General features: G+C 68.4%; 18 protein-coding genes. 11 read left to right on the plus strand and 7 right to left on the minus strand.

Going from position 1 to position 22,132, the window contains the following annotated elements; translation table 11 throughout:
- The first annotated feature begins 140 nt into the window (after positions 1-140).
- The 11 genes from H8S47_RS01460 (at position 141) to H8S47_RS01510 (ending at position 12,026) form a co-directional block, all read left to right on the plus strand.
- Complete coding sequence (locus tag H8S47_RS01460; RefSeq protein WP_187502167.1) at positions 141-428, plus strand: chorismate mutase; 288 nt, start codon at positions 141-143, stop codon at positions 426-428.
- Between the two features lie 345 nt (positions 429-773).
- Positions 774-1,487 (plus strand): AcvB/VirJ family lysyl-phosphatidylglycerol hydrolase, encoded by a 714-nt coding sequence (locus H8S47_RS01465; RefSeq protein ID WP_187502168.1) that lies wholly within the window; start codon positions 774-776, stop codon positions 1,485-1,487.
- A gap of 10 nt (positions 1,488-1,497) precedes the next feature.
- Positions 1,498-1,914 (plus strand): DUF2147 domain-containing protein, encoded by a 417-nt coding sequence (locus H8S47_RS01470; RefSeq protein ID WP_187502169.1) that lies wholly within the window; start codon positions 1,498-1,500, stop codon positions 1,912-1,914.
- Positions 1,884-4,493, plus strand: coding sequence for a bifunctional lysylphosphatidylglycerol flippase/synthetase MprF (gene mprF, locus H8S47_RS01475; RefSeq protein WP_328805389.1), 2,610 nt, complete (start codon positions 1,884-1,886; stop codon positions 4,491-4,493). Before H8S47_RS01470 ends, mprF begins: the two co-directional genes overlap by 31 nt.
- 19 nt (positions 4,494-4,512) lie before the next feature.
- Positions 4,513-5,172, plus strand: a complete 660-nt coding sequence (locus H8S47_RS01480; protein ID WP_187502170.1) for a nucleoside/nucleotide kinase family protein — start codon at positions 4,513-4,515, stop codon at positions 5,170-5,172.
- Positions 5,173-5,375: 203 nt separating this feature from the next.
- Positions 5,376-5,828 (plus strand): MarR family winged helix-turn-helix transcriptional regulator, encoded by a 453-nt coding sequence (locus H8S47_RS01485; protein ID WP_187502171.1) that lies wholly within the window; start codon positions 5,376-5,378, stop codon positions 5,826-5,828.
- Between the two features lie 10 nt (positions 5,829-5,838).
- Positions 5,839-7,893, plus strand: coding sequence for an FUSC family protein (locus H8S47_RS01490; RefSeq protein ID WP_187502172.1), 2,055 nt, complete (start codon positions 5,839-5,841; stop codon positions 7,891-7,893).
- On the plus strand, positions 7,890-8,096 hold the full coding sequence (locus H8S47_RS01495) for a DUF1656 domain-containing protein (protein ID WP_107963792.1): 207 nt from the start codon (positions 7,890-7,892) through the stop codon (positions 8,094-8,096). Before H8S47_RS01490 ends, H8S47_RS01495 begins: the two co-directional genes overlap by 4 nt.
- Positions 8,093-8,992: an efflux RND transporter periplasmic adaptor subunit gene (locus tag H8S47_RS01500; RefSeq protein WP_107963793.1), complete on the plus strand. Its 900-nt coding sequence runs from the start codon at positions 8,093-8,095 to the stop codon at positions 8,990-8,992. Before H8S47_RS01495 ends, H8S47_RS01500 begins: the two co-directional genes overlap by 4 nt.
- A 146-nt stretch (positions 8,993-9,138) precedes the next feature.
- Positions 9,139-10,530, plus strand: a complete 1,392-nt coding sequence (locus tag H8S47_RS01505) for a TolC family protein (protein ID WP_328805401.1) — start codon at positions 9,139-9,141, stop codon at positions 10,528-10,530.
- Positions 10,527-12,026 (plus strand): DHA2 family efflux MFS transporter permease subunit, encoded by a 1,500-nt coding sequence (locus tag H8S47_RS01510; protein ID WP_187502174.1) that lies wholly within the window; start codon positions 10,527-10,529, stop codon positions 12,024-12,026. The genes H8S47_RS01505 and H8S47_RS01510 overlap by 4 nt, the downstream gene beginning before the upstream one ends.
- Before the next feature lie 139 nt (positions 12,027-12,165).
- On the opposite strand, the gene mdoH is transcribed toward H8S47_RS01510, so the two are convergent.
- From mdoH to kdpB, 7 genes are all read right to left on the minus strand, one after another.
- Positions 12,166-13,974 carry a glucans biosynthesis glucosyltransferase MdoH gene (mdoH, locus tag H8S47_RS01515; RefSeq protein WP_235982541.1) on the minus strand — a complete coding sequence of 603 codons (1,809 nt, stop codon included), beginning with the start codon at positions 13,972-13,974 and terminating at the stop codon, positions 12,166-12,168.
- Complete coding sequence (locus H8S47_RS01520; RefSeq protein WP_187502175.1) at positions 13,974-15,467, minus strand: OpgD/OpgG family glucan biosynthesis protein; 1,494 nt, start codon at positions 15,465-15,467, stop codon at positions 13,974-13,976. Before H8S47_RS01520 ends, mdoH begins: the two co-directional genes overlap by 1 nt.
- An 87-nt stretch (positions 15,468-15,554) precedes the next feature.
- Positions 15,555-15,800 (minus strand): hypothetical protein, encoded by a 246-nt coding sequence (locus tag H8S47_RS01525; protein ID WP_187502176.1) that lies wholly within the window; start codon positions 15,798-15,800, stop codon positions 15,555-15,557.
- Between the two features lie 301 nt (positions 15,801-16,101).
- On the minus strand, positions 16,102-16,791 hold the full coding sequence (locus H8S47_RS01530; RefSeq protein WP_187502177.1) for a response regulator transcription factor: 690 nt from the start codon (positions 16,789-16,791) through the stop codon (positions 16,102-16,104).
- Positions 16,788-19,448: a sensor histidine kinase gene (locus tag H8S47_RS01535; RefSeq protein ID WP_187502178.1), complete on the minus strand. Its 2,661-nt coding sequence runs from the start codon at positions 19,446-19,448 to the stop codon at positions 16,788-16,790. Before H8S47_RS01535 ends, H8S47_RS01530 begins: the two co-directional genes overlap by 4 nt.
- Positions 19,445-20,026 (minus strand): potassium-transporting ATPase subunit KdpC, encoded by a 582-nt coding sequence (kdpC, locus tag H8S47_RS01540; protein WP_187502179.1) that lies wholly within the window; start codon positions 20,024-20,026, stop codon positions 19,445-19,447. The genes H8S47_RS01535 and kdpC overlap by 4 nt, the downstream gene beginning before the upstream one ends.
- A 70-nt stretch (positions 20,027-20,096) precedes the next feature.
- Entirely contained in the window at positions 20,097-22,127 is a 2,031-nt protein-coding gene (gene kdpB, locus H8S47_RS01545) for a potassium-transporting ATPase subunit KdpB (RefSeq protein ID WP_187502180.1), read from the minus strand.
- Positions 22,128-22,132 lie beyond the last annotated feature (5 nt).

The raw sequence follows: 22,132 nt of genomic DNA on the forward strand, positions 1-22,132 counted from the left end.
CCTCTGCCGCCTATGCCCCTGCAAAGCAACCCTTGCCGACCCTCGGCGTGCCCCGGCTTGCCCCAGTCTGCCGTGCGACACCTTGCCGATCCGGCCGCGGCCCCGCAAAAGGCGCGCCGAACCAAGGAAAGGGTAGGTAGGTGGCTGACGACCTGTTGACCGGATACCGCCAGAGCATCGACAATATCGATGCGGCGCTGATCCACATGCTCGCCGAGCGCTTCAAGGTGACCCAGGCGGTCGGCCGGCACAAGGCGACGCACGGCCTGCCGGCGGCCGATCCCGGCCGCGAGGAACGCCAGATCGCCCGATTGCGGCATCTGGCGGCGGAGGCACAGCTCGACCCGGAATTTTCGGAGAAATTCCTGCGCTTCATCATCAACGAGGTGATCCGGCATCATGAGCGGCTGGCGCACGAGCCGGGTTAAGGGGCGAGCCTCGCACCCAGGCATATAGAATACCCCACGGGCGAAACTTGCCGCTCGGGCGAAGCTTACGCCCCTGCCGAAACTTACCTCGCCGGCGAAGCTTACCACCCCGGCCAAAGCTACCACCCTGGCGAAGGCCGGGGTCCAATTGGGAGACGGCGATAACGAAGCGCCGCGCACCGTTACGACCACCTTGCCAATTGGGCCCCGGCCTTCGCCGGGGTGGTAGGTTTTGGCTGGCCATTCCGGTGCGTCGGCAGAATGCGATGCACCTTATCCGTCCATGACGAAAACGTCATCCTTGCTCCATTTGTCGATCATTCAAAGGCGTGCAATCGGTTGCGAATGATATGGCTCTACCGATTCCTGCTCGCGCTGGTGCTGGTCGCGATCACCGCGACCGGTTTCATGGGCTGGCTCGGCTATTTCGGGGGGCCGCTGTTCACCGACGTCCCCGCCATCACGAGGCCGGCAAAGCCCCGGCGCCCATTCGCCGCGGTGCTGCTGACCGGTGATCTCGGCTACCGGATCGGCATGGCGCCGCAGATCGCGCGGCGGCTCGCGGCGGACGGCGTGCCGGTGGTCGCGGTCAATACGCTAACCTATCTGCGCAAGACGCGGACGCGTGCGGACATCACGATGCTGATCGCCCGCGCCGAACAGCGTGCGCTGCGGTTCGGGCAGACCGACCGGGTCGTGCTGATAGGCCAGTCGTTCGGTGCGGACATGCTGCATGTCGGTCTGGTCGACCTCTCCCCCGAACTGCGCGCGAAGGTGACCAAGGTCGCGCTGATCGTTCCCGAGAACACCGTCCAGTTCCGCGCCTCCCCGAGCGAAGTGTTCGATTACTGGACGCCGACCACCGATGCGGTGCCGACCGCCCGCCGCCTCACCTGGGCGCCGCTGCTGTGCGTGCAGGGCGTCGACGAGAGTGAAAGCCTGTGTCCGTTGCTGACTCAGGCCAATGCACAGCGGGTCGCTCTTCCCGGCGGACACCCGCTTCACCGCGACGCCGATGCGCTCTACGACGTGCTATCGCGGTTCGTATTCGCGGATTGAGGATCGACCGATGGTTGCTGCACTGATGGCGCTCGCGATGGCCGCGGGCAGCCCCGCTCCCGCTTCCCCCGCTCCGGCTTTCCCGGTGGAAGGCGTCTGGCATAACCCGAAGAACAGCGTGGCGGTGAAGACCGGTGCCTGCCCCGACAAGACCGGCGGCAGCAAACTGTGCGGCTGGGTCGTCCGCGCCGACGAAGAAGCGCAAGGCGACGCGCGCGATGGCGGCACCCCCAAGCTGATCGGCACGGCGTTGCTGCGCGAATACCGCCCAAGCGGTCGCAACCGATGGTCCGGGCAGATCTTCGTACCCGACATGGGCCGCACTTTCGGATCGACGCTGACGCTGGTCGACGCGGACACGATCGACGTGAAGGGGTGCCTGATCGGCGGCTTCCTGTGCAAGACGCAGACGTGGCGACGCGGTTGACGCGCGTGACCCGGATCCGCGACTGGGCCCGGATCCGCGACTGGATCGCGCATCGCCGCGGCACGCTGATTGCGCTCGCCGTGCTGGTGGTAGCGGTGCTCGGCTTCGCGGCGATCCACAAGCTTACCGCGGAGATCCGCCTGTCGGAGGTCCGCGCGGCGTTCGCGGCGCTCGGCTGGCCCGAATTGTCCGCGTCGATCGCGCTGACGGTCGTCAGCTACATCGCGCTCACCTTCTACGACACGATCGCGCTCCGGGTGATCGGCCACCCGCTGCCGTGGCGCACCGCGGCGGTCGCCTCGTTCACCAGCTACACGATCAGCCACAATCTCGGCCTCGCGATGCTGACCGGCGGCTCGGCGCGCTACCGCGTCTACAGTCGCGCGGGCCTCGACGAAGCCGCGGTCGCGCGCGTCGTCCTGATCGCCGGCGTGACGTTCTGGGCGGGCGTGATCACCGTCGCCTGCCTGTCGATGGCACTGCATCCAGGCATGTTGCCGGTCGTCCGCTGGACCATGCCGCCGCTGCTGGAGCGGTCGATCGGCATCGCGATCCCGCTGGCGATGCTGGCGATCGTCCTGCGCTATCGCCGCGGCGGGGCGATCGGGTTGTTCGGCTGGCGCCTGCCCTTGCCCGATGCACGGCAGGCGCTGGCGCTCGTGCTGGTCTCGACGGTCGACCTCGCCGCGGCGAGCGCGGCGCTGTTCGTGCTGTTGCCGGGTGCCTCGCCAGACCTCTATCCGGTGCTGTTCCTCGGCTATGCGGTGGCAATCGTGGTCGCGCTGATCAGCCATGTGCCGGGCGGGCTCGGCGTGTTCGAGGCGGTGATCATCGCGACCATGCCGCAGAACAACGCGACCATCCTCGCCGCGCTGCTCGCCTATCGCATCATCTATTACGTCGCGCCGCTGATCCTGGCGGCGGTGTTGCTGGCGTTCCACGAGGGCCGGCAATGGCGCCGTCGCGACCGCACCGCCGGACAGGAGCGACGCGGCACCGATCCGCTGGCGATCGCGCTGCCGCTGGCGCCGTTGCTGCTGGGCGTGCTGGTCTTCATGTGCGGCGCGATGCTGCTCGTCTCGGGCGCGCTGCCCGCCGCGCCGGGCCGGATGGACGTGCTGGCGAGCGTCCTGCCGCTGCCGATCAGCGAGATGGCGCATGTCGCGGCGAGCCTCGTCGGCGTGATGCTGCTGTTCGTCGCGCTCGGGCTGTACCGGCGGCTCGACGGTGCGTTCTGGGCAGCGCGGCTGCTGCTGGTCACGGGGACGCTGCTGTCGATCGCCAAGGGCCTCGATTACGAGGAGGCGACCGTGCTCGTGCTCACCGCCGCCGCGCTGCAATGGACGCGGGCGGCCTTCTATCGCCGAACGCGGCTGACCGCGGAGCCGCTGTCGCCCGAATGGCTGGTCGGCGTCGGCGCCGCGATAGGCCTGTCGGTGCTGATCGGGTTCTTCGCGTACCGCCATGTCGGCTATTCGAGCGATCTGTGGTGGCGGTTCGAGACCGACGCGAACGCCTCGCGTTTCCTCCGCACCAGTCTTGCGGTCGGGCTGTTGCTGATCGGCGCGGCGATCTGGCGGCTGTTCGCGGCCGCACCCGTGCCGATGGTCCACGACGAACTGCCGCGCGACGTCGCCGAGGCGGCGCTCGCGCATGCCGACCGCACCGACGCGATGCTGGCCTTTACCGGCGACAAGCGGTTCCTGGTGTCGGACAGCGGCGACGCGTTCCTGATGTATCAGGTGAAGGGCGCGAGCTGGATCGTGATCGGCGATCCGATCGGTCCGGCGGAGGCGTGGTCCGAGCTCCTCTGGGCGATCCGCGCCCGCGCCGATGCCGCGCAGGGCCGGCTGCTGCTGTACCAGATAGGCCTCAGGATCGTGCCGATCGCGATCGAGATGGGGCTGAAGCTCGTCAAATACGGCGAAGAGGCGACAGTCGAGCTGGAAGGCTTCACGCTCGACACGCCGGACATGCGCAGCGTGCGCAAGGCTAGCCGCGTCGCCGAGCGCGCCGGCGCCGAGTTCGCGGTCGTGCCCGCCGCCGAGATGCCCGCGATCATGCCCGAATTGCACGCGATCTCCGACTGGTGGCTGGCCGACAAGAACCATGCCGAGAAGCGGTTCAGCGTCGGCCGGTTCGAGCCGGGGTATATGGCGAAGTTCGACTGCGCGGTGGTGCGGATCGAAGGGCGCATCGTCGCCTTCGCCAATGTCTGGGGCACGCCGAACAAGCAGGAGCTGTCGGTCGACCTGATGCGCCACGCCGAGTCGATGCCGCAGGGTGGCATGGACTTTCTGTTCACGCGGCTGATGCTGTGGGGCCACGAACACGGCTATCGCACTTTCTCGCTGGGGATGGCGCCGTTGTCGGGGATCGACGCGCGGCGGCTGTCGCCGACCTGGTCGAAGGTCGCCGCGTTCCTTTTCCGCCATGGCGAGCGGTTCTATGGGTTCGCCGGCCTGCGCGCCTACAAGGAGAAGTTCCGCCCGAACTGGACGCCGCGCTACATCGCCTCGCCAGGCGGCACGTCGCTGCTGCGCGGGCTGATCGATTTGCAGGCTTTGGTGAGCCGGTAAGGCTTGCTAGGGCTCGCAAATGAGCTTCCTCCTGGCAATCGAAGGCGCCGACGGCGCGGGCAAGGCCACTGCTTCGGCATTGGTCGTCGAGCAGTTGCGCGTCGCCGGTCGCACCGCCGACGTCGTGTCGTTCCCGCGCTATACCGAGACGGTCGGCGGCTGGGCGCTTGGCGCGATGCTGGCCGGGACGCTGCCGCGCGGCACGTCGCCCAAGGCGGCGGCGGTGCTGTACGCGCTCGACCGGATGGAGTCGCGCGATCACCTGCTGGCGACGATGGCAGCGAACGAAATCGTGGTGTTCGATCGCTACATCGCCTCGAACATGGCGTATCAGGCGGCGCAGGTCCCGGCGGACGAGGCGGACGCGATGATGGCGTGGATCGCCGACCTGGAGACGGGGTCGTTCGCGCTGCCCAAGCCCGACCTGTCGGTCTATCTGGACACGCCGGCAGAGATCGCGCGCGGGCTGATCCTGAAGAAGCGTAAGCGGTCCTACACCGACGATGCGTTCGACGCGTACGAGGCGGATACCGGGCTGCAGGACCGGGTCAGGACCAACTACACCGCGATGGCGAAGGCTGGGTTGCTCGGACGGTGGGCGACCGTTTCGACCGTGAAGGACGCCGCGTCGCGGGCGCCCGCCGAGATAGCCGACGAGATCGTCGCGCTGCTCGACTGAGCCGCGCCGTCCGATCAGTCGCTCCGCCGCCCCCCCGTCATCCTGACGAAAGTCAGGACCCAATGTAATGGAACGCAGCCCTGCTTTGCTCTGGGTCCTGACTTTCGTCAGGATGACGTAGGCGGGCGCGCGCCTTTTTAACTTTTTTGTCATCTACGGATTCCGCATTGCAGCATAAGTAAACGCCATTACTTAGCACGCTAATGACTTCCTCCCGTGCCGCTCTCGAATCCTCCTACGCCCGCACCCTGCTGCCGCTCGCCCGTCTGTGGCGTCAGGCAGCGGATCGGGCGCTCAGCGACATGTGCGTGTCCGCATCGTCGGGATGGGCGCTGGTCCAGGTCGGCCGGCTCGGCGACGACGTGCGCCAGACCGATCTCGCCACCCAGCTCGACGTGACGCAGGCCTCGCTCGTCCGCTCGATCGACCAGATGACCGCCGCCGGCCTCGTCGAGCGCCGCCGCGATCCGGCCGATGCGCGTGTCAGCCGGATCCGCCTGACCGAGCGCGGCCGCACGCTCGTCACCACGATCGAGGCGAAGTTCACCACCCTGCGCCACGAAATGCTCGAAGGCGTCACCGACGACGACCTCGCCACCGCCCTGCGCGTGGCGGAGCAACTCGGCGCGCGGTTCATGGCGGATCGCGCGCGATGAGCCCGACCCGATGATCCTCGCCCGGTTCGGCGCGAAGGAAGCGCTCTTCTCGGTCAAATGCCTGATCGCCGCGTTCCTCGCCTACTACATCGCGCTCAGGATCGGCCTGACGCGCCCCTATTGGGCGGTGACGACATCCTATATCGTCGCGCAACCGCTGGCCGGCGCGGTGCTGTCGAAGGCGGTGTTCCGCGTCGCGGGCACGGTGCTCGGCGCGATCGCCGCTGTCGTGCTGGTGCCGAACCTCGTCAACGCGCCCGAACTGCTGTCGCTGGGTCTCGCGCTCTGGCTCGGCGTGTGCCTGTACATCTCGCTGCTGGACAGGACGCCGCGCGCGTACGTGTTCCTGCTGGCCGGCTATACCGCGAGCATCATCGGCTTCCCGTCGGTGGCGGCACCGGGCGCGATCTTCACGACCGCGGCGTTGCGCGTGCAGGAGATCACGATCGGGATCCTCTGCGGCAGCCTGATCCACGGCTTCGTCTTCCCGCAGACGGTGACCGCGGCGCTGCTCGGACGGATCGACGCGATCCTGGCGGACGCCGAACGCTGGTCGCGCGATTCGCTCGCCGGTGCCTCCGATGCCAAGCTCGACCGCGACCGGCGGCGGCTCGCGCTCGACATCAACGAGCTGCATCAGCTTTCCATCCACCTGCCGTTCGACACCGCGCGGCTTCTTCCCCGCGTGCGGACGCTGCGTGCGCTCCAGGCGGAACTGTCGATGCTGTTGCCGCTGGCGAGCGCGGTAGACGACCGGATCGTCGAGCTGACCCGCGGCGCCGATGCCCCCCGCCCCGAGGCGCTCGCGCTGATCGAGGACGTGCGCGAATGGCTCCGCGATCCACCCGCAGTCGAGCGACGGGGCGCGACCGCCGATGCGCTGATCGCCCGCGCAAAGGCACTCGAGCCGCCGGTCGGCACCACGCTTATCTGGCGCGACGCGCTTCGCCTGAGCCTGCTCGCGCGCCTCGGCGAACTGGTCGACGCGCACCGCAACGCGCGCGACCTGCGCGATCAGATGCGCTCGCCGTCGCGAACCGCGATCACCCCGGCGGTCGCTCGGTTGCTGGCCCGGACGGCCCGCCGACCGCTCCACCGCGATCGCGGCATCGCGCTGCGGGCGGCGGCGGGTACCGTCACGACGATCCTGCTCGGGTGCGCGTTCTGGATCGGCACCGGCTGGAGCGACGGCGCGGGCGCGGTGCTGATCGCGGGCGTGTGCTGCGCGCTGTTCGGCAACAGCGACGATCCCGCACCAGCGATCATGGCGTTCTTCTATGGCACGATCATCGGCCTCGTCGTCTCTGCCGTGTACGCCTTCACGATCCTGCCGCGCGTGACCGATTTCGTGACGCTGGCTGCGGTACTCGCGCCGCCGATGCTGATCGGAGGCGTGTTCCTCGCGCGCCCGTCGACCTTGCTGGTGACTCTCGGCGCCCTGCTCGGCGGGCTCAACACGGTCGGGCTGAACGACCGCTATGGCGGCGGCTTCGACGCGTTCCTCAACGGCGGCATCTCGCAGCTGGTGGGCACGTTGTTCGCGGTCGTCACCGTCGGCCTGTTCCAGACGATCGGCGCGGACACCAGCGCGCGGCGGCTGATCCGCGCGGGCTGGCGCGAGCTGGCAAACCGCAGCGATTCGCCCGGCCGCCCCGACGCGGCGGGCTGGATCGCGCGGATGCTCGACCGGATCGGCCTGCTCGCACCCAGACTCGCAGCGCAAGGCGAGGATCCGGGCAAGCCGCTGCTCGATGCGTTGACCGATCTGCGCGTCGGCGTCTCGGTCGGCGAACTGCGACAGATGCGGCTGGACGGCACGGCCGACGAGGCGATGATGATCACGCCCGTGCTGCGCGGCATCGGCGCGCATTACCGCGCGCTGCGTCCCAATCAGCCTGCACCGCCCGAACCCGACCTGCTTGCCGGTATCGATGCGGCGATGACCGGGTTCGCCACGAGCACGCCTGATCGGCACCGCATCGGCGTGCTAGCGCTGACCTCGCTGCGCCGTAACCTGTTCCCGCAAGCGCCAGCCTATGGGTACGTGTCCGGAGTGGCGGCATGACCGGCGAGATCTCGATCGGCGGCGTATACCTGCCGAGCATACTGCTGCTCGCGGTCGCCGCCGTGCTTCTCACCGGCATCGCCACGCGGCTGCTCGCGTTCGCCGGTGCCTACCGCCTGGTGACGTATCGGCCGCTCGTCGACCTCGCACTGTTCTTCCTCATCCTCGGGCTGCTTGCCCTGCTCACCGGACCTTCCGCATGAACCCCCGCCTCAAGTCCCTGCTCGCCCCGCTTGGCCGCTCCGCCGTCACGATCGTCATCGTCGCGCTCGCGGTGCTGGTCGCGCTGTGGCTGTGGAAGCGGTACGAGACCGATCCGTGGACGCGCGACGGGCATATCCGCGCCGATATCGTCCGCGTGACGCCAGACGTCGCGGGCCTCGTCACGCAGGTCGCGGTGCACGACAACCAGGCGGTGAAGCCCGGCGACGTGCTGTTCGTGGTCGATCGCCCGCGCTTCCAGCTGACGCTGGCGCAGTCCGATGCATCGATCGCGAGCGCACGCGCGACGCTGTTGCAGGCGCGCCGCGAAGCGCAGCGGGATCTGGCGCTCGGCGATCTGGTCGCGAAGGAGACGCACGAGCAGAACGTCGCGCGCGTCGCCACAGCGTCCGCCGCACTCGCCCAGGCGCAGAGCGCACGCTCCACCGCGGCGCTAAACCTCGCGCGGACGACGGTACGCGCGACGGTGCACGGGATCGTCACCAACCTCGATCTCCACCCCGGCGACTATATCGCGACCGGAACGCAAGCGATGGCGCTCGTCGACACCGACTCGCTACGCGTCGAGGGCTATTTCGAGGAAACCAAGCTCGGCAGCATTCATCTCGGCGACCCGGTGATCGTCCACCTGATGGGCGAGCCACAAGCGCTGCACGGCCGCGTCGACAGCATCGCCGCGGGGATCAACGACAGCGAGCGGACGAACACGACGAACCTGCTGCCCAACGTCAACCCGACCTTCAATTGGGTGCGGCTGGCGCAGCGTATTCCGGTGCGGGTCAAGCTGACCAGCGTGCCGAAAGGGACGCAGCTGATCGTGGGCCGCACCGCAACGGTGACGGTCCAGCCCCGCGTTGCACCGGGGACGACGTCGTGATGCTCCCCATCATCCGCCCCACCCTCTTCCGTCATCCTGACGAAAGTCAGGACCCAGGGTTACAAGCGATGTCCTGCGTGGCTCTGGATCCTGACTTTCGTCAGGATGACGGAGTTGGGCAACGCGAGCGTAAAGGTCGCCGCGGTATCGCCGCGAGTATCCTCGCCCTCGCCCTCGCCGCGTGCACCACCGCCGGCCCGAACTACGCGCTCCCCGCGTCCGCCGTCGTCAACCGCCCCTCCGCCCAGGGCGCGTTCGACAGCGGCCACGAGAAGGCGTTCGCCGACACCCCCCTCCCCGACCATTGGTGGCAACTCTACGGCGACCCCCGCCTCGACGCGTTCGTCACCGAAGCGCTCGCCGCCAACACCGATCTGCGCGCCGCCGATGCGAACCTGCGCCGGGCCGACGCGGTCGTCGCCGAAGTCGCAGCTGGCCGCACGCTGTCGACCGTCCTCGGCGGCGGCACCTCGCTCGACCGCCCGTACACGACCGGCGGCAACCTTCCCGGCACGCTCGACTACAACCTCGGCATCACGCTAGCCTATCCGCTCGACCTGTCGGGCCGGATCCGCCGCGCGATCGAGGCGGCCCAAGGCGATGCCAAGGCCGTCGCCGCCGCGCGCGACAACGTCCGCGTGACCGTCGCCGCGGAGACCGCGCGCAGCTACGCCACCGCCTGCACCGCCAACATGGTGCTAGCCGCGAACAACCGCATCCTCGCGCTGCAACGCCAGACGCTGAACGTGACGCAGCGCCTGCAACGCGGCGGCCGCGGCACTGCGTTCGACGTGACGCGCGCGAGGACCGCGGTCGACCAGAGCGAAGCGCTGATCCCGTCGCAGGTCGCGACACGCACCGCCGCGCTCTACCGTCTTGCCACGCTGATGGGCCGCACGCCCGCCGACTATCCCAAGGACGTCGCGACCTGTGCGAAGCCACCCGCGCTCACCCGCCCGCTGCCGATCGGCGACGGGACCGCGTTGATCCTGCGCCGCCCCGATATCCGCCAGGCCGAACGCACGCTTGCCGCCGCGACCGCGCGGATCGGCGTAGCGACCGCCAACCTCTATCCGCAGGTCAGCCTCGGCGGCTCGGCCGGGTTCACCGGCCCCGTCTCGTCACTCGGCTCGACCAACGCATTCCATCTCGGGCTTGGGCCGCTGATCAGCTGGAGCTTCCCCAACCGCCCGGTCATCCGCGCGCAGATCGCGCAAGCCGGTGCCAGCGCGGATCAGGCACTGGCGCAGTTCGATTCGACTACACTCGAGGCGCTCCGCCAGACCGAGACCGCGCTCTCCGCCTATGCGCGCGAAGGCGACCGCAACGCAGCCCTGCGCCGCGCCCAGTCCAGCGCCGCGCGCGCCGCGGACCAAGCCGGCACGCTCTACCGCTTCGGCCGCACCGACTTCCTCTCGCTGCTGACCGCACAGGCCGCGCTGACCACCGCGCAGGCCAACCTCGCCACGTCCGACGCGCTGTTGGTCGATCGCCAGGTCGACGTCTTCAAGGCGCTCGGCGGGGGGTGGCAGGCATGAGGCTCCGACGGCGCGGGCTCGCCTCGATCAACAGCGAGATCCGCGACGGCATCATGCCCGCCGCCGACACCATCGCGCGCGTCGCCAAGGACCCCGACGCGTTGCCGCACACGCCGAGCAACTACCGCGTCACCGCGCTGATCATCGCCTGCGCGCTGTTCATGGAGCAGATGGACTCGACCGTGCTCGCGACCGCGCTGCCGACGATGGCGCGCGATTTCGGCGTCCCCGCGACCAGCATGAGTTCGGCGCTGACCTCATACCTGCTGGCGCTCGCGATCTTCATCCCCGCTAGCGGGCGCCTCGCGGACCGGTTCGGATCGCGCACGATCTTCCGCGCGGCGATCCTCATTTTCGTCGGCGGATCGATGCTGTGCGGCCAGGCGACCAGCCTGCCGTTCATGATGTTCGCGCGCTTCCTGCAAGGGCTCGGCGGCGCGATGATGATCCCGATCGGCCGCCTCGTCCTGCTCCGCAGCGTCGCCAAGGAGGATATGGTCCAGGCGATGTCGTGGCTGATCATGCCCGCGCTGATCGGTCCGATCCTGGGTCCCCCGGTCGGCGGCGCGATCGTCACCTATCTCGACTGGCGCTGGATCTTCTACTTCAACGTGCCGATCGGCCTGCTCGGGGTGGTGCTGGTGACGCGCTTCATCGGCGAGGTGCGCGAGGACAAGCCGGCGCGCTTCGACGTGCCCGGCTTCATCCTGTCGGGCGTGTCGCTCGGCTGCCTGTTGTTCGGGTTCGAGATGACCAGCCGCACCGGCGAACTGTCGCGTGCCGTCGTGCTGATCGCGGTCGGGCTGGTCGCGGGTGTGGCCTACATCCGCCACGCAAAACACCGCAGCGACCCGATCCTCGATTTGTCGCTGATGCGCATCCCCACCTTCCGCCTGTCGGTGATCGGCGGATCGCTGACGCGCATCACGCAGGGCGCGCAGCCGTTCCTGCTGCCGATGATGCTCCAGCTTGGGTTCGGGATGACCGCGGCGGCGAGCGGTGCGATCACGATCGCCGGCGCGATCGGCTCGTTGATGATGAAAAGCCTCGCGCCGCGCGTGCTCAGGCGCTTCGGGTTCCGCAACAGCCTGATCGTCGGCGGACTCTGCGCGAGTTCGGGCTACGCGGTCGCCGGACTGTTCCGCCCCGACTGGCCGATCCCCGTCATCTTCGCCGTGCTGATGATCTCGGGGTTCTTCATGTCGTTCCAGTTCTCGGCGTACAACACGATCGCGTATGACGAGATCCCGTCGTCGCGGATGAGCAGCGCGACCAGCTTTTACGCGACGTTCCAGCAACTGATGCTGTCGCTCGGGATCTGCGTCGGCGCGGCGTCGCTGCATGTCGGGATGCTGGGGACGGGCGCGACCCGGCCAGCGCTGACGGACTTCACGCTGGCGTTCCTGGTGGTGACCGCAGTGTCCGCCTCAGCGACGATCTGGAACCGCCGGTTCGCGGTGGATGCCGGGTCGCAGCTGAGCGGGCACCGGGCGTAGTCAGACGCAACATACTCCCCTCCCTGAAAGGGAGGGGTTAGGGGTGGGTAGGCCAGCTCGCGACGCAACCGATCGGCGATACGGAACCCGACCCACCCCCGGCCCCTCCCTTTCAGGGAGGGGGGAAGAACGGTCGGCGCTAGACCTGCGTTGCCGGCAGCGAAGGCCGCGAGAGGACGGACACATGCTCGCCGGGTTCGACGAACATCCCATGCGACTCCGCCCACTTCCCCGCCTTCTCGCTCGCCGTCAGCATTGTCAGGAACGGGCTCAGCAACAGCCCCAAGGTCACCGGCGTAAGCCACGCCGCGGTGATCGGCGCGAACGGCGTCACCAGCAACAGCGCCACCCCCACCCCGACATGCCAGCGATAGCGCGGCATCACATCCGCCAGCGACAACTCATGCGCATCGCGGTTTTGCGGTGCCCAGCCCGACTTCCGCCCCATCAATATCCCGGCGAGGTCAATCGTCTGCGTCAGCGCGATCACCGGCGCGGACAGCATCGAGAACGGCACGTCGATCAGCACCGACCGCACGATCCCGCGCCGCCCGCCGAACCCCTCGCGACGCTCCGCATTCGAGAACGCCCAGATCACGCTCAGCAGCTTAGGCCCGAACAACAGCAGCAGTGTGACCACCAGCACCTGTAGCGAGGTCTGCGCCTCGACGATGTTGCGCTCGCCGATCAGCGCCTGCACCACGCTCGTCGCGATCATCAGCAGCCACACCGGCGAGGTGATGAACGCCGACGCACCCATCAGCAATTGCAGCCGGCTGACCCAGTGGAACCCCGACGAGGTCAGCAAGCTCAGATGCTGGATATTCCCCTGCGCCCAGCGCCGATCGCGCACCGCCGCGTCGATCAGCGTCGGCGGATATTCCTCGAACGTCTCCTCGGTCATCAGCATGTGCACGCGCCAGCCGCGCCGCCGGAGCAGCGCCGCCTCGACCATGTCGTGACTCATGATGACGCCGCCGAACGGCGCGCGGCCGGGCAGGTCGGGCAAGCCGCAACTGGCCGCGAACGCCTCGATCCGGATCATCGCGTTGTGGCCCCAGAAGGTCGCCTCGGAGCCCGACCACCAGACTAGCCCCGCAGTCGAGATCGGACCGTACAACCGACTCGCGAACTGCATCCAGCGCTGGAAGAACGTCACGCCATTGATCACCGCGGGCACGGTCTGGAGCAGCGCCACCGCCGGCCGGCGTTCGAGCACCTGCGCCATGCCGATGATCGTGTTGCCGCCCATCAGGCTGTCCGCGTCGAGCATCAGCATGTAGCGATAGCCGCCGCCGAACCGCCGGATCCACTCGGCGACATTACCCGGCTTGCGGCCGACGTTGACGGTCCGGCGCCGGTAATAGAGCGCGCAGTCGAGCGTCGGCGCGAGCCTCTGCCACGCGGCCACCTCGGCCGCCTCCGCCGCTTCGCCGGAGTCGCTCAGGATGAAGATATCGAACCGGTCGGCGACGCCGCCGGCCGCGATCGCGCGCGCCATCCAGGCGATCCGCTCGAACACCGCGTCGATGTCTTCGTTGTGGACCGGCATCAGGATCGCGGTGCGGCCCTCGAGCGGTTCGGATTGGCGCGGCGTCGGCACGAAGCCCGGATGGCCGCCGGTCATCAGCAGTACGAAGCCGATCGCCGCGTTCATGAAACCGAACGCGATCCACGCGAACAACGGGAAGAACAGCGCCAGCAGCACCGCATCCCACAGGCTCAGCCCGTCGGCGAGCAGCGACTCCTGCACCGCGGACGATGCCGCGGTGGCGAGCAGCCCGGTCATCAGGATGAGGATGATCCGGCGCGCGAGCATATCGTCGTTCGAAACGACCATGCCCGGCCCCGGCTCGGGCGCGGACCAGGGCGGCGGCGGCCCGTCGAAACGCTGCGGGAGCATCTCGATCGGCGACTCGCCCGGCATCATGGCGGGAAGGTCGGGCATCAGAAGATCGGCGTCAGCACGGTTTCGCTGAGCGCGCGACCGCCGCGCGTGAGGAACAACCTGACGTCGGCCGGGCCCTGCGCATCGGGCGCGACGTCGGCGGTCACGCGCCAGCGGTTCTTCTGGCCGACCACCGGATACGCCGCGTTGGCGAGCACTTTCCCGCGGACGACATCGATCTTGGCGGTCACGCCGCTCTGTCGGTCGAGCCCGGCAAGACCGTCGCCGACGAAATCGACCACGAGCTTTCGCGCGCCCTTGACCGGTTCGGCGCCCGGTCGGCCGGCGACGCCCTGCCAGCAATCGACGACATGCGCGGTCGCGGCGATGGCGGTCGGATCGGTCGATTTCCACGACAGCGTGTAATCGAACTGCAACCGCTGCCCTGCCTTTGCAGGCGCGGCCGGGGTCCAGAACGAGACGACGTTATCCACCGTCTCGCTGTTGGTCGGGAACGCGTAGAGCATCACCGCGCCCTTGCCCCAATCGCCCTGCGGCTGGATCCACAGGTTTGGCCGGCGATCGTAGAACGCGCCGTCATCCTGATAGTGATCGAAATTCCGGTCGCGCTGGATCAGCCCGAACCCCTTCGGCGCCTGATCCGCGAAGCTGTCCAGCGTATCGTGCGGCGGATTGTTGAGCGGCCGCCAGATGCGTTCCCCGGCGCCGGTGAGCAGCGCGAGACCGTCGGAATCGTGGATCTCGGGCCGCCAGTCGACCGCAGCGGCGCGATTGCCTTCGCCGTACCAGAACATGCTGGTCGCAGGCGCGACGCCGAGCCGTTCGATGTCGCGGCGGAGGTTCAGGACGGACGAGACCTGCTGTTCGACGCCCGCGCCCGCGACATGCCGCGACTGGAAGCGGTACGCGCCGGTGACGCTGGCGCCATCCATCAGCGCGTAGATCGTGTAGGCGTCGGTGCCGGTCCGTTCGATCCAGAATTCGGTGAAGTTGGGAAATTCCTCGCGACCGGGCAGCCCGGTGTTGATCGCGAGCCCGCGCGCGGACAGGCCGTATTGGTCCTGCGAGCCGGCGGTACGGAAATAGGACGCGCCCTGGAACGCCATCCAGTCGCTGGTCCCGCCCGGCGCCATCGCGCGGAAACCGGCGATGCCGAGCGCGGCGGCATGGCCTTCTTCGGCCTCGAACAGGTCGCGCGAGAACTCTACGCGGTGCGCCTGCCCGCCCTCGACGACGTTGATCGCGACCGGCATCGGCGCATAGCGACCGAGCGGGAACAGCCGGATGCCGCCGGCGAGCGTCTTGTCCGCGCGAAAGCGGATGCTGCCGACCTTGTCGTAATCGATCGCGGCGGCGGCCGCGACCTTGGCCGGGGCGGCATATGGCCTAGTGGCGAGCGTCGCGGCGCGCTGCTGGAGCGCGTCCCAAGAGAACGGCTCGGCCTTGCCAGACGCGGCACGCATCGCGGCGGCGGCCTGAGGGAGGACCCCCAACAGACCCAGCGCGGTAATCACTTCGCGTCGACCGATCATGCAGAGCGCTCCCTCGTCATCATGCTGCAATGCGGTAGCATAAGGACATCGCGCGCGCGCGTCGACAGGTCCCGCCCCCGGCGCAGCCTATCGCGCCACGCGTCGCCAGCGGGCGCTGACCTTAACCCGGTCGTGGATGTGGTGGCCGACGATCACCAGCATCGCGCCACCACTCGCGCAGAGGAAGCCGATCGTGGCGAGCAGGAATGCGAGTACGCTGGTCGATGGCTTGAGACCGGCCAGCGTGTGGATTGCGATGGCGGCGAGCGCGAGCGACAGGAAGCCGCTCGCGCGGAGGTTGAGGTCGGTGCGGAGGCGGCGGGCGTCGGTCATGCGACGCTTCAGCTATCGTTTGCCGAATAAGCGTTCGAGATCGATTTCGCGGGTGAGCCATAGTGTTCGCGTAGTGCGCAACCCCGTCATCCCGGCGAAAGCCGGGACCTCGCGCGGCAGGTGCGACCTGCTGCGGGGAGACCCCAGCTTTCGCTGAGGTGACGGTTGGGTTGGGTAGCGTGACGGGTGGTTGCGCAAGATAACGAGCATACCGCCCGCTTCCTTGTTCTCCCGCGAAGGCGGGAGCCCAGTCTGGATCCCCGCCTTCGCGGGGAAACAAGCTTTCTGCCTATGGAAACGTTCAGGCGTCGACCAGCAACCGGTATCCGATCCCGAGCTCGTTCGCGATAACCGTGCCGACTCCCCCCGTCCCCTCCAGCTTCTGCCGCAGGTTCCGCACCACGATACGCAGATACTCGATCCGGCGATCGTGATCGGTCGGCCACGCCGCCTCCAATATCCGCTGGTGCGTAACCACCCGCCCAGGGTGCGCCGCTAACGCCGACAACACGTCGTACTCCTTCCGCGTCAGATGCGCCTCCTCGTTCCCCCGCCGGACCAACCGGTGCTCGAAATCGATCTCCACCCCATGCGCGCGCAACACCGTCGGCCGCGAGGTCGCCTCGCCACGGCCCCGCAACGCCACCCGCAACCGTGCGAGCAACTCCTCGGTATCGAACGGCTTGGTCACATAATCCTCCGCGCCAAGATCGAGCGCGGCCACCTTCTGGTCGGTCGCCTCGCGCGCGGACACGACGAGAATGATCGGATCGCCGAGCTTCTTCAGCAGCGGTACCAGCTCCAGCCCGTCGCGGTCAGGCAACCCCAGGTCGAGCAGCACCGCGGTCAACGGCCGGCTCGCCGCGATCCGCAAAGCCTCGCGCGCGTCGACCGCCTCCTCGACGCCGTACCCTGCCCGCTCCAGCGTGTTCTTCAACAACCGCCGGATATGCAGTTCGTCATCGACGATCAGGACCGTCTGCGCGCTCATAGATTCGCTCCATCGGTGTCGCGGACGAGCAGGGCCACGGGGAAGCACAGGCTGAACTGCGCGCCCGTCAGGTCTTCGCGGTTGCTGGCTTCGACGCTCATCCCCATCGCTTCGGCGAACGCCTTCACGATCGCAAGCCCGAGTCCGGTTCCGCCGATCGCACGGTCGGAGCCTTCGAGGCGGCGGAACGTCTCGAACACCTCCTTCTCGCGGCCGGGCGGCAAACCCGGCCCCTGATCGATCACCGACAGCCGGAGCATGCCGAACCGGTGCTCGGCACGCACGATGATCGGCGTGCCGGGATCGGCATAGCGCCCGGCATTGTCGAGCAGGTTGAGCAGGCAGTGGTGGAGCAATTGCGGATCGACGCGAACCAGAGGCAAGTTCGGCGCGACGTCGAGTTCGATCGCATGACCTTCAAGCACGCGCTTCGTGTCGTGCACCGCGCCCGCAACGGCGTCGGTCAGGTCGGTCGGCTCCAGTCGCAACCGGAGCGCGCCAGCCTCGACCCGCGCCATGTCGAGCAGATTGCCGACGAACCGGTTGAGCCGCGCCGCCTCGCTCTCGATCGTCGCGATCAGCTCCGGCGTGACGCCGCGGTGCAGTTCCGCCGCCGCCGCCATCACCGAGGTCAGCGGCGTACGCAAATCGTGGCTGACCGACGACAGCAGCGCGGCGCGCAACCGATCGCGCTCGCGCACCGCGTCGACATCGCGCATCTCCACCTCGAGCCGCGCGCGTTCGAGCACCAGCGACGCCTGATCGACCAAGCTCATCAGCAGCGGCAGCTGGTCCGACCGCACCGGATCGCCGCCCGCCTCACGCGCCAGCCCGAGCACCGCCAGCGTCCGCTCGCCCGAGCGCAACGGCTGGAAGAACCACTCCGACGCCGCCAGCGTGCCCGACCCGCGTCCGGCGGGCGCGCCGGTATCATAGGCCCATTGCGCGGCGGCCATCTCCATCGTCTCTAGCCGGTAGTCCGCGCCATTCGCGGCCTGCACCGCGAGGCCAGGATCCTCGGCGACGAGGATAACGGCACGCACGCCGAACAACCGGCCGACCTCCTCGCAGATCGCGCGCGCCAGTGCGACCGGCTCGTTCAGCGAGGTCAATTGCCGCAGGAAGCCGGCGAGCGCGGCGTTGGTGCGCGCGCTGGCGGCGGCGATATCGGCCTGCGCACGGACCCGAGACGTCAGCTGGCTCGTCACGAAGGCGATGCCAAGCAGGACGAGGATCGAGATCACGTTCTCGGGATTGTTGATCGTCAGCGTGCCGGTCGGCGGCAGGAAGAAGAAGTTGTACGCGATCGACGAGGCGATCCCGGCGAACAGCCCGGTGCGCAGCCCGAACAGGCTCGCCGCGGCCATCACCGGCAGCAGATACAGCAGCGCGACGTTGCCGAGGTTGAGGATGTGGAACAGCGCGCTCGCGACGCCGGTGACGCTCGCCACCATCGCGGTCGTCCAGGCATAGCCCGCCTTGCTGCCCCAATCGCCGATGCGCTTTCCACAGGTCGGCGCCGCGGTGCCCGCCTCCATCGGCAGGACGTGGACCGCGATCCCCGGCGTCTCGCGAACGATCCGGTCGACGACCGAGCCGTGGCGCAGTTCGAACCAGCGCGAGCGGGCCGACTTGCCGACCACCAGTTGCGTCGCGCGCGCCTCGGTGGTGAAGGTCTTCAAGCCATCGACGACCGAGGTCGCGGGGACGGTCGCGACGTCGCCGCCGAGCTGCGTCGCGAGGTTGAAGACCGCGGCAAGCTGGCGGTGCTCGGCCTCGCCGAACGTCTGCGCGCGCGGCGTCTCGATATACACCGCGGTCCACGGCGCGTGCATCGCGTCGGCGATCCGCTTGGTGGCGCGGACGAGGCCCAATGCGCCGGGCAGCTCGCTGATCGCCACGACGATCCGCTCGCCGCCCGCCCAGGTGCCGCCGACACCGAGCGCGCGGACGTGTTCAAGCATCTGGGCGTCGACGGCTTGCGCGGCACGGCGCAGCGCGAGTTCACGCAGCGCCGACAGGTTCGACTTGGAGAAGAAATGCGAGAGGGCGCGGGTGGCCTCTTGGGGCAAGTAGACCTTGCCCGCCTTCAGCCGCTCGATCAGTTCGTCGGGCGGGATGTCGACGACTTCGATCTCGGCGGCCTCGACGATGCTGTCGGGGACGGTCTCGCGGACGCGGACGCGCGTGAACGAGGCGACGACGTCGTTGAGGCTTTCGATGTGCTGGATATTGATCGTCGAATAGACGTCGATGCCCGCGGCGAGCAGTTCCTCGACGTCCTGGTAGCGCTTCGGGTGGCGGCTGCCGGGGGCATTGGTGTGGGCGAGTTCGTCGACGAGGACCAGCGTGGGGGCGCGTTCGAGGATCGCGTCGAGGTCCATTTCGTCGAGCGTGCGGCCTTCGTAGGGGATCGCCTTCCGCGCGACGATCTCGTGGCCTCGCGTGAGCGCTTCGGTTTCGACGCGGCCGTGCGTCTCGACCACGCCGATGACGATATCGACGCCGGCGCGACGACGCTCGGCGCCTTCGGAGAGCATCTCGTAGGTTTTGCCGACACCCGGAGCGGCGCCGAGGAAGATCTTCAGACGGCCGCGACCCTCCTGCGACGCCTGTCGCAGAAGGGCCTCGGGCGATGGTCGTCCGTCGTCGTTCAACGCGCGCCCGTCGCATCCAGCGCGCGGTTAAGTGCGAGGACGTTGACGCGCGGCTCGCCGAGGATGCCGAGCAGCGGGCCGTCGACGTTGGCCGTAACGAGTGCGCGGACCTTGTCGGCGGGCAACCCGCGGATACGTGCGACGCGAGCGACCTGCGCGTAGGCCGAGGCTGGCGACAGATCGGGATCGAGACCCGAACCCGATGCGGTAGCGAGATCGGCGGCCAGCGGCCCGGTCACGCCTTCCGCGCGGCGCTTGGCGACGTCAGCCTTGGTGCGATCGACAAGCGCCTGGCTGGTCGGCCCGAGGTTCGATCCCGACGAGGCGAGACCGTCATAACCTTTGCCAGCCGCCGAGGGGCGCGTCTGGAAATAGCGGTCGGTGGTGAAGGCCTGGCCGACGACGGTCGAGCCGATCGCCTTGCCGTTGGCCATGACGAGGCTGCCGTTGGCTTGCGCGGGGAAGATGGCCTGTCCGATCCCGGTCATGGCGAGGGGATAGACGATCCCGAGCAGCAGCGCGAACAGGATCGTCATGACGAACGCAGGGCGAAGAGCGGAGGTAAAATCGGATGTCATTTTGCAACTCCTTGTGTCCCCGCGAAGGCGGGGACCCAGTCTGGGCTCCCGCCTTCGCGGGAGAACAATTTCACGCTAATCCCAGCGCACCGACGAGGATGTCGATGAGCTTGATACCGACGAACGGCGCGATCAGGCCGCCCAGTCCGTACACCGCGAGATTTCGCGCCAGCAGCGGCCCCGCTGCCATAGGCTTGTACGCCACGCCCTTCAGCGCGAGCGGCACCAGCATCGGGATAATGATCGCGTTGAAGATGATCGCCGACAGAATCGCACTCTCCGGCGAGCCCAGCCGCATCACGTTGAGCACGCCCAGCCCCGGATAGAGCGCGACGAACATCGCCGGGATGATCGCGAAATACTTCGCCACGTCGTTCGCCACCGAGAAGGTCGTCAGCGCACCGCGCGTCATCAGCAGCTGCTTCCCGAGGCCGACGATCTCGATCAGCTTGGTCGGATCGCTGTCGAGGTCGACCATGTTGCCCGCCTCGCGCGCCGCCTGCGTGCCGGTGTTCATCGCCACGCCGACATCGGCCTGCGCCAAAGCCGGTGCGTCGTTGGTACCGTCGCCGCACATCGCGACCAGACGTCCGCCCTGCTGTTCCTTTCGGATCAGCTCGAGCTTGTCCTCCGGCGTCGCCTGCGCGAGGAAATCGTCGACGCCGGCTTCGGCAGCGATCGCAGCGGCGGTGAGCGGGTTGTCGCCGGTGATCATCACCGTGCGGATGCCCATCGCGCGCAGCTCGCCGAAGCGCTCGCGGATGCCAGCCTTCACGACGTCCTTGAGGAAGATCGCGCCGAGCAAGCGGCCATCGCGCGCCACGGCGAGCGGTGTGCCGCCAGCGCGCGCGATCTCGTCTGTAATCCGGCGCAGTTCGGTGGCGGCGGCGGTCGCCCCCGCCCCCGGATTGGCCTTGAGGATCGAATCGACCGCGCCCTTCTGGATCAGCGCGCCGTTCACTTTCACCCCCGAGATGCGGGTCTGCGCGGTGAACGGAATGACCTCCGCATCGTCCGGCAACGCACTCGTCGTCACGCCGAACTTGTCGCGCGCCAGCAACACGATCGAGCGGCCCTCGGGCGTTTCGTCGGCGAGGCTGGCGAGCAACGCTGCCTCGGCCAAGTCCTCGTCACGCGTGCCGCCGACCGAGCGGAATTCGCTCGCCTGACGATCGCCGATCGTGATCGTGCCGGTCTTGTCGAGCAGCAACACGTCGATATCGCCCGCCGCCTCGACCGCACGCCCCGACTTCGCCAGCACGTTGAAGCGTACCAGGCGGTCCATCCCCGCAATACCGATCGCCGACAGCAGCGCCGCGATCGTGGTCGGGATCAGCGTGATCAACAGCGCCGCCAGGATCGCGACCGGCACGCGGCCGCCCGCATAGCTGGCGAACCCCGGGATCGTCCCGACTGCGATCAGGAAGATGATCGTCAAGCCGACGAGCAGCAGCGTCAGCGCGATCTCGTTCGGCGTCTTTTGCCGCTCGGCGCCCTCGACCAACGCGATCATGCGGTCGAGAAAGCCTTCGCCGGGGTTGGCGGTGATCTTCACGCGGATCTCGTCGGAGATGACGCGCGTGCCCGCGGTGACGGCGGACCGATCGCCGCCCGCTTCGCGGATCACCGGCGCGCTCTCGCCGGTGATCGCGGCTTCGTTGACCGAGGCGACGCCCCAGACGACTTCGCCGTCCGCCGGGATCAGGTCGCCCATCGTCACCAGCACGATGTCGCCCGAACGGAGCATGCTGGCGGGGACGGACTCGACCTGGTCGCCCTTCATGCGGCGTGCGGTCAGCTCGGCCTTGGTCGCGCGCAATGACGCGGCTTGCGCCTTGCCGCGCCCTTCAGCGAGCGCTTCGGCGAAGGTGCCGAACAGCACGGTCAGCCACAGCCAGATCACCAGCTGTATCTTGAAGCCGACCGACAACCCGTCGCCACCGACGTTGACGAGGATCGTCAACAAAGTGGCGACGACGGCGGTGACGAACATCACCGGGTTGCGGATCAGCTGCCGGGGATCGAGTTTCCGGAAAGCGTCGCCGATCGCCGGGATGATCAAGTCGGCCGTGAACAGCGACTTGGTGGGGGTGCGTGCCATTTCGG

It is taken from the genome of Sphingomonas albertensis (assembly GCF_014358075.1).
GTDB classification, from domain to species: Bacteria; Pseudomonadota; Alphaproteobacteria; order Sphingomonadales; family Sphingomonadaceae; genus Sphingomonas; species Sphingomonas albertensis.